The sequence below is a fragment of the Acinetobacter sp. UBA3132 genome (assembly GCF_002364825.1).
GTDB lineage: Bacteria > Pseudomonadota > Gammaproteobacteria > Pseudomonadales > Moraxellaceae > Acinetobacter > Acinetobacter schindleri.
In genome coordinates this window covers 1-8,212 of the sequence record NZ_DEZM01000171.1, presented here as the reverse complement: position 1 = coordinate 8,212, position 8,212 = coordinate 1, and the positions used below count along the sequence as shown (strand labels likewise).

Here is an 8,212-nt window from a genome sequence, read left to right as displayed (position 1 = left end):
GGACTAACGCATGGCCACCTATATCATAATTGGCAGTTTTCTGCTCTTGTGCACCATCCTGATGGCATATAAGAGAGTACGGAACAGCGGCAAACAGCAAGACAGTGTGTTGAAGCAGCGCGCCATTTTTAACCTGAATCAACAGTTGACTTACACCCGTCTAAAGGAAATTCTGCCAGAGAACATCATTCTGGCCCATGTCTCCTATGATGCGCTGTTGACCACCAAATTTTTTCGTACCCGTAACAAATATCGCAATCTGGTCGCGGACTTTGTGGTTTTAGATCAGGATCATCTGGTTGTTGCCATCGTGGCCGTGGACGATCCGATGATTTTGAAACGCCCACAACAATCCCAGTATCAGGATGCCTTGCTGACTATGGCAGGCTATCGGGTAATCCGTTATGAAGATATTCCGGAATATCATCACCTGCGTCGTGACTTCCTGAACGAACAGGGTGAGGAGGACAGTCTAGTCAATCTGAATAACCTGACTGCACTAAAGAAGTTTCCACTTTACTCCGCTCTGGGTCGGCCTAAAGTAAAGACAGTAAGTTAATACAGCTGGCACAAATAAAAAAAGCATGCAGATCGCATGCTTTTTTTATTGGAAGACCAGTTCTATCGGCATTATTCCGGTTTTACTGCGACGACGGTCAGTTCGACCAATACCCGTGGATCATACAACTTGGCTTCTACACAGGTACGCGGCAGGGCCTGAATATCAGCTACCCATGTGTCCCACACTTCATTAAAAGCTGCATAGTCACGCTCAATATCTTTGAGATAAATGGTAACTGACATGATGTGGCTCTTATCTGTTCCCGCATCTGCGAGGAACTGATCAATAATGTCTAAAGTTTGCTGTGTCTGACCTTTAATATCCAGATCAAAATCACTGGCCAGTTGACCTGCCAGATGAACGAGATTGCCTGAAATCGCGATTTCAGAGAAGCGTTGAGACACATGCAAACGTTGAACAGTCATGAGTTTAATCCTGGGTTTTTGGCATCAGGGCAGCAACCAATGCAGTCAGTAGACAGCCCACAGCAAGATAGATGGCTACATAATGCCATGAACCATCACCCCAAATCACTAAGGAAGCCGCAATCATTGGGGTAAAACCACCACCAATAATACTTGCTACCTGATAACCTACACCGGCGCCACTGTAACGATACTCGGTACCAAACAGTGAGGTAAAGATGGGTTGATGTACACTGACTACCATGTCATGCGCGATATTGGCCAGTAGAATTGAGCCAACAATAATCATCCAGGTATTTTGAGCATCCAGCGCCATAAAGAACGGGAAAGCCGACAAGGCACCGATTAAACCACCCCAAACACACATGGTTTTATGGTTAATTTTGTCTGAGATCCAGGCAAAGAACGGAATACTGATACAACTAATCGCACCGACCATCAGGGTGATATTCAGGAAGAATTGCTTGTCCATGCCCAGATTATTGGTGGAATAATTCAGTGCAAAATTGGTCACCAGATACATGGTGAGCAGCTCGGTCATACGCAAGGCAATAATGTACAGGAATGCTTTAGGATGCTTGCTGATCGCCTGAAAAATTGGCAGTTTGGTTGGATGTTGCTTGGCTTTAACCACTTTTTCGACAAATTCTTGTGACTCCTCCTGATCACGCCGAATCCACATGGCAATGCCGATCAGCACAATACTGGCAATAAATGGAATACGCCATGCCCAGTCCGAAAATGCCTCTTCGCCTAGAGTCGCAATGATCAGTGATACAGCACCCGTAGCGAGAACTAAACCGACACCATAACCAACCTGAACGCCACTACTGTAAAAGGCTTTTTTGCCTTTCGGCGCATTTTCCACCGCCATCAGGGCAGCGCCACCCCATTCACCACCGACGGCAAAACCTTGAATGGCACGTAAGGTCACCAGCAGTACAGGCGCCCACCAGCCAATGGCTTCGAAATTCGGCAACAGGCCAATTCCGACAGTAGAAATCCCCATGAGGATGACAGTGAGTACCAGCATTTTTTTACGGCCGAGTTTGTCACCGAAGTGACCAAACACTACACCACCGAGTGGACGAAACAGAAAGCCGACACCGAAGGTTGCCAAGGCGGCTAATGTGCCCATATTGTTGCCAATACTGGGAAAAAATTGATCTTTAAAAATCAGGGCTGCGACAATGCCGTAAAGAAGAAAATCGTACCAGTCGACAACAGCACCAATAAAACTGGAAAGCGCTGCTTTTCGCGCGCGTTGTTCTTGAAAAGAAATTGAATTTGCAGAAGACATGCAGGATAGGATTCCATGGGGAGAACAGAGTTGCCCTGTAATATTCGGATTTGATCGTCACGCCAATCACAGGACAGCATGCTGAAAGTAAAGGTGATTTTCAGCATCTCAGCATATACATGGATAATGCATTGCGCGGATAGATTACTCTAAAAACATACAATGGTAAAAATAAAGTTGTTGGCTTTTTAAACTAGTGACTACTTCTTGCTCAGTTTACTTTAAAGCAGGGACAGTTGTGCTTCTTGCTGGCGAGGTGACAGCTGATACACTCCAACACCAATCAGGCGAAATTGCAGGGCTGGATCCAGATGCATATCCTGCAGCAAGAACTGTAACGCCTGATGTAGCTCTAGCGGATTTTTAAGCACGGAACGGAAGCTGCGGCTATGTTGCATGATCTGGAAATTTTTTAGCCTGAGTTTCACGGTAATGCCACGTGCAGTCAGCTGTTTCTTTTCCAGACTGTTCCAGACCTGCTGGATCAGTTGATCCCAGTAAGGGCTGCACTGGCTAAGTAGCAGGTCATCACCAAAGGTGGTTTCCTTGGAAATCTGCTGGCGTTCACGTTCGGTTTCGACCGGACGTTCATCGATGCCTTGTGCATAGAGATACAGCCGCTTGCCGTATTTGCCAAAATGCTGAATCAGGACAGCTTCATCCATCTGTTGCAAATCACCCAGCGTTTCCAGATTGAGACTTTTCAATTTTTCCTGCGTAACCTTGCCGACCCCGGGAATTTTCTTAAGCGGTAAATCCTGAATAAAGGCCTGTACCTGTGAAGGCTTGATCACACAAATGCCATTCGGTTTATGCCAGTCTGAAGCAACTTTGGCCAGGAATTTATTTGGTGCAACACCCGCAGAAGCGGTGAGTCTAGTCAGCTGAAAAATGTCTTCACGGATACGCATCGCAACTTCTGTTGCACTGGGGATTTGCAGCAGATTATCAGTCACATCCAGATAGGCTTCATCCAGTGAAAGTGGTTCAATAACTGCTGTATATTTTTGAAAAATCTGATGGATCTGTGAGGAAACCTCACGGTATTTCTGAAAATCCGGTTCAATCACAATCAGCTGCGAACAACGTTTGCGTGCCTGACTCATTGGCATGGCAGAATGCACACCAAATTCCCGAGCTGGATACGAGGCAGCCGCAACCACAGCCCGTGGATGATGCGAAGCGATCACCACAGGCAAATGTTTTAGTTCCGGACGTTCACGCAGTTCTACCGAGGCGTAGAAGGCGTCCATATCGATATGGATAATTTTACGCATATGCCATCTTAAAAGGCTTTAAGGCACTTGGGAAGATGCTGATTTCAAAAGATTATAGGGTTGACTATTACTCAGTAGCACAACCTGAATCTGTTGCGCTTCAGCCGCTTTGATCAGAATTCGCATACTCTCTGGAGCATTATCGGCAAAGCGTGGCAAAAATTGTAAGGGTTGATCTAGCGGCTGAAAGAAATCATCCCAGTGAATCGGAATGACAATCTTGGGTTTTACCGTTGCCAGCGTTTGTTGCAGATAAGATTTCTGATAATCCTCAGGCTGTCGCGATAGCTGGGCTATGCCTAAAAATAAAATATCGGCCTGAACATTCTTGAACTGTCCCGGAATAAACCCTGTGCTCGCTTTAACCAGAATTCGTTGTCTGTCATGTTCAATCAGATAGTCAAAACTGCCGCCTTCTTTAAATTCGGAAAACTTGGCAGGCAGTTTCAGTGGTGCTGTAATTTCTTCACCGAGATCATCATTTACGGGTGTTGGAGGCGTATGTGCGGAAGCAAGTGGAGTGACTTTAAACTGTCCCGATCGGAGCGATTACGCTGATACAGCACGCCGTAGCTGGGAGGCTTTTACCTCTGGATGACTGCGTGCAATATTCAGGGTGCTATTCGATCCGATGATCTGGGGTTGAGGTAACAGGGCAGCCAGTTCAGGAATATCCAGAGCATGATCATAATGGCTATGGGTCACTAAAATCGCCTGTGTCCGATCCAGCTGTTCCTCCTGAATAATCTTCTGAAGTAACCTAGAATCGCTGGAAACCTTAGAACTGAGAACATGCCAAAGACTGGGACGGCTAAAGAAGCCATCAATTAAAATCTGTTCCTGACCATTATCAAACAGCAAGGTTGACACCCCAAAGAAGCGGACATTTAAGCCTTCTGCGGATGTATTGGATTTGGCTTGCCACGCGTCAAAGTCACGCAGCTGACCTGAAGGTTGGCGTAAATAAGTGCTTATTCCCCCCAGTATGACTACCACTATCAGAATGGTAGTCACGATAATTTTTCCAAGCTTCACAGCTATTTATCCTTTTATTTTTGATTACATTGCAATTGTAGAATTATTTTGCCGATTTTTGTGCAGGTGCAGTCTTAATACCATTCTGTTTTAAAAAATTCAGCCAGTCCTTTTCCGAACCATAAAACACATTCAGGTCTACAGTCGTTGCAATACCTTTGATCTGACCCTGACTGGTATGCTGCCAGAAATGCCATTTCGGATTATCTTTGAGCTCAGGCAGACCCTTGTATTCACGTATCCAGAGCGGTACGTCAGTAAATTGTCCTACCAGCACAATATTGTAGAAAGCTTTCGAGGTATAGAACATCGGCTGCTTGCCGTAGTGCTGTTTGAGCAGGTCATGCATGACCTGGATTTCTTTGAGTAACTGTTCCTTGGAATAGGTATTGATGCAGTTACTGTCATATTCAAGATCGATTACTGGAGGTAAGGCATCCGCTTTATTCGGTACGCTTTCGATAAAGTTTTGCGCTTGAATCTTACCCTCCCGACAGAGGCGATAAAAATGATAGGCACCGACCAGCAAACCCTGTTCGCGAGCCTTAAGCCAGTTTTCCTGAAATTTGCTGTCCTTAAAGTCGCCGCCTTCGCTCGATTTCAGATAGACAAAGCGGTATTTATCTTTGGGGATCTGCTGCCAGTTAATCTCTTTTTGATGATGCGAAACATCAAAACCATGAATGTCATATTCGGAAGCGTTGGCAGGTAGCGGTTTCAGCAATAGCCACCAGATTGCACCGACCACAGCAAGCAGCAGAATGACACTCATGATTGCTGCCCAAAGAGGTGGATAATGCTTGTCTGGCTTTTTCATCACGTTCTTCAAAATCTGACTCTATCTAGCTTATACCGATTTATCTTGTATCGGGATGATGATCATACTGGCGTATCCTTGGGAATATGCCAGAAAATATAGGCGGCAATGATATTCAAACAGCCCAGACAGATCAGGGCGAGATGGAATGCATTATCCAGCTGTTCAGCGCCAAAGTAGGCACTAAACATATTTACCAGCGTACCTGCCAGTGCGACCCCAATACTCATCGATAGCATCATGATCATGGACAGAAAACTGTTGCCACTGCTGGCATCCTGCTGACTTAAGTCTTTTAGGGTTAAAGTATTCATGGAAACAAACTGCAGTGAGTTCAGGATACCAAAAATAAAGAAATGAATCGCACGTAGCCAGATCGGTGTATCCGCCGTAGTCAGGGCAAAGCTGGCAATACATAGCCCCACCAGCAAAGTATTTACCAGTAACACCTGGCGATAGCCAAAGTGCTGAATGATCTTGCGAATAATGGGTTTGGAAGCCAACGAGCCTAATACAGTTGGAATCATCAGCAAACCGGTAATAAAGGGTTCAAAACCAAACGCGACCTGCAACATTAGTGGTAACAGGAAAGGAATGGAGTTACCACCAAGACGGGCAAAGAAATTACCCAGAATCCCAATAGAATAAATCCGGTTTTTAAACAGCTTGCTGCGGAACAGGGCATTGCTATGGGTATGTGAATGATAGGCATAGATCAGCGAAAACAGGAACCCAGCTGCAACTAAGCTGAGACTCCACCACAATGGATATTGCGGATTGGCAAAGTTCTCAATGCCCAGACATAGCCCGACCATCGCCACCACCAGCATAACAAAACCGGCATAGTCAAACTTCGCCACATCCGGTTCAGTAACATTCGGCATGGCTTTGAAGGTAATCAGGGTGCCAAGCAGGCCAATCGGCAGGTTAATCAGAAATACCCATTGCCAGGACAGGTATTCGACCATCCAGCCACCTAGCGTCGGGCCAATCAGGGGACCAATCAGGCCGGCCAGACTCATCAGGCTCATTGCAGCCAGAAACTGGGTGCGTGGAATAATCTTCAGCATTGCCAGACGGCCGACTGGTAGCAGCAAAGCACCACCAATGCCTTGCAGAACCCGATAGAGCAGGAGTTCATTCAGGCTGTTTGAGACAGCACAACCTATTGATGCAAGCGTAAAAATAATGATGGCGCTAAAATAGGTATTACGTACACCAAAACGATCTGCCAGCCAGCCACTCAAGGGAATACAGACTGCAACCGAAAGTACATAAGCCACCACCACACTATGCATCCGCAACGGATCTTCCTGCAGGCTAAGCGCAATTGCAGGCAGGGCAGTATTGATAATCGTGGTGTCCAGACCTTGCATGAAAAAGCCGATCGATACCAATAAGACCAGCAGTCTAAATTCGGGTTGCAGCGCTTGATGGGTGGGCGTGGCATTCATGTGATATTTAGAAAGTCATGTAATTTTGAATGTGGGCTCAGTTTAAATCAATTCACCCCATCCGTTGTACTAAATCAGTGTCTTATTCTGGTATTTATGACATGAAATATAACCATGAAAGCTCATTGATATCAGTTGGATAAGTGGGGTTTAGCAGAAATAGCAACTGCTTGCTGAAAAGTAATAAATGTATTGAAACCGGCTAGTGTTACAAGAATATATGACGTTTCTGTCATGAAACTGCAATAAAAACGTCATAATCTTGGCCACATCTTACAGTAATGCTGATCTCCCTCAGCAGGTATGTTTTATGTCTATCGAAATCTTGATGGTTATCGGCTTCTGTCTAGCAGCCTACTCCATTGTCGGCAATGATGTGCCTCAGACATTGGGAACCTTTATCTCATCAAATTCACATCGACCTTGGTGGCTGCTGTGGATTTATATCAGCGTCATCCTTGTGGTGGTTTTGGTCTATGGCTGGTATGCATCAGGGGTAGGAGATGCCTCTTATGGCCGTCTCGAAACGATTCCATTCCCTGAGGGTGGGATTACCTGGCTGTATATTGTACCGCCAATTCTACTCTTGTTATTAACCAAATATGGTATTCCAGTCAGTACTACATTCTTGGTGCTCACCATTTTCTCTCCAGCGAGCTTAGGTTCGATGATGGTGAAATCGATGATGGGTTATGCTGTAGCCTTCATCTCAGCTTTGGTGATTTACCGTTTTGTTGCCAACAAAATGACGGTGTACTTTAACCAAACCAAAGACCAAGAGCATTCGACCAAATGGATGATCTTACAATGGTTATCAACCGGTTTCTTGTGGAGCCAATGGTTGATCCAGGACTTAGCCAATATCTTTGTGTATGTGCCACGTCAGGTTCCATTTGAATTCCTGATGTTTGCGATTGCGGTATTCGTGGTCTTGCTGGGTGTGATTCTGTACCAACGTGGTGGTGCAATCCAGAAGATCGTCGATACCAAAACCGATGTAACCGATGTTCGTGCAGCAACCATTGTTGACTTTATCTATGCCATTATCTTGTTGATCTTCAAAGAGTGGAGCAACATTCCAATGAGTACCACATGGGTGTTCTTGGGTCTATTGGCCGGTCGTGAGTTTGCGATCTCGATGATCGTCAATGGTGTGAGCAAACACCGTACTTCACGGAACGTCAGCAAAGATGCAATGAAGTTGATGTTTGGTTTAGCAATGTCTGTGATTTTGGCGACGACACTACCTTGGTTCTATAACCTGGTGACTAACTTGGCTTCTTAAGAGTTAAAAAATAAAAAAGCGAGCTTCGGCTCGCTTTTTTATTTTTTAGATCAGCAT

General features: G+C 45.5%; 7 protein-coding genes and 1 pseudogene. 2 read left to right on the top strand and 6 right to left on the bottom strand.

Going from position 1 to position 8,212, the window contains the following annotated elements:
* Positions 1–10 precede the first annotated feature (10 nt).
* Entirely contained in the window at positions 11–559 is a 549-nt protein-coding gene (locus tag B4033_RS09155) for a DUF2726 domain-containing protein (RefSeq protein ID WP_103799947.1), read from the top strand.
* Positions 560–630: 71 nt separating this feature from the next.
* Here the strand turns inward: B4033_RS09155 and B4033_RS09150 are convergent, their stop codons facing one another.
* The 6 genes and pseudogenes from B4033_RS09150 to mdtD form a co-directional block, all read right to left on the bottom strand.
* Positions 631–987, bottom strand: a complete 357-nt coding sequence (locus B4033_RS09150) for a RidA family protein (RefSeq protein ID WP_286833339.1) — start codon at positions 985–987, stop codon at positions 631–633.
* 4 nt (positions 988–991) lie between these two features.
* Complete coding sequence (gene shiA, locus B4033_RS09145) at positions 992–2,287, bottom strand: shikimate transporter (protein WP_071319745.1); 1,296 nt, start codon at positions 2,285–2,287, stop codon at positions 992–994.
* A gap of 221 nt (positions 2,288–2,508) precedes the next feature.
* Positions 2,509–3,564, bottom strand: a complete 1,056-nt coding sequence (dinB, locus tag B4033_RS09140) for a DNA polymerase IV (RefSeq protein WP_286833334.1) — start codon at positions 3,562–3,564, stop codon at positions 2,509–2,511.
* Positions 3,565–3,582: 18 nt separating this feature from the next.
* Positions 3,583–4,599 (bottom strand): annotated as a pseudogene (locus tag B4033_RS09135) (MBL fold metallo-hydrolase).
* 43 nt (positions 4,600–4,642) lie between these two features.
* A complete protein-coding gene (locus B4033_RS09130; protein ID WP_286833332.1) occupies positions 4,643–5,416 on the bottom strand; it encodes a GH25 family lysozyme in 774 nt (257 codons plus the stop codon).
* A gap of 62 nt (positions 5,417–5,478) precedes the next feature.
* Positions 5,479–6,870 carry a multidrug transporter subunit MdtD gene (gene mdtD / locus B4033_RS09125; protein ID WP_103799952.1) on the bottom strand — a complete coding sequence of 464 codons (1,392 nt, stop codon included), beginning with the start codon at positions 6,868–6,870 and terminating at the stop codon, positions 5,479–5,481.
* 310 nt (positions 6,871–7,180) lie between these two features.
* Between mdtD and B4033_RS09120 the strand changes: the two genes are divergently transcribed.
* The gene (locus B4033_RS09120) at positions 7,181–8,155 is read left to right on the top strand and encodes a hypothetical protein (protein WP_004810207.1); all 975 of its coding nucleotides are present in this window, start codon (positions 7,181–7,183) and stop codon (positions 8,153–8,155) included.
* The last annotated feature ends 57 nt before the right edge of the window (positions 8,156–8,212 follow it).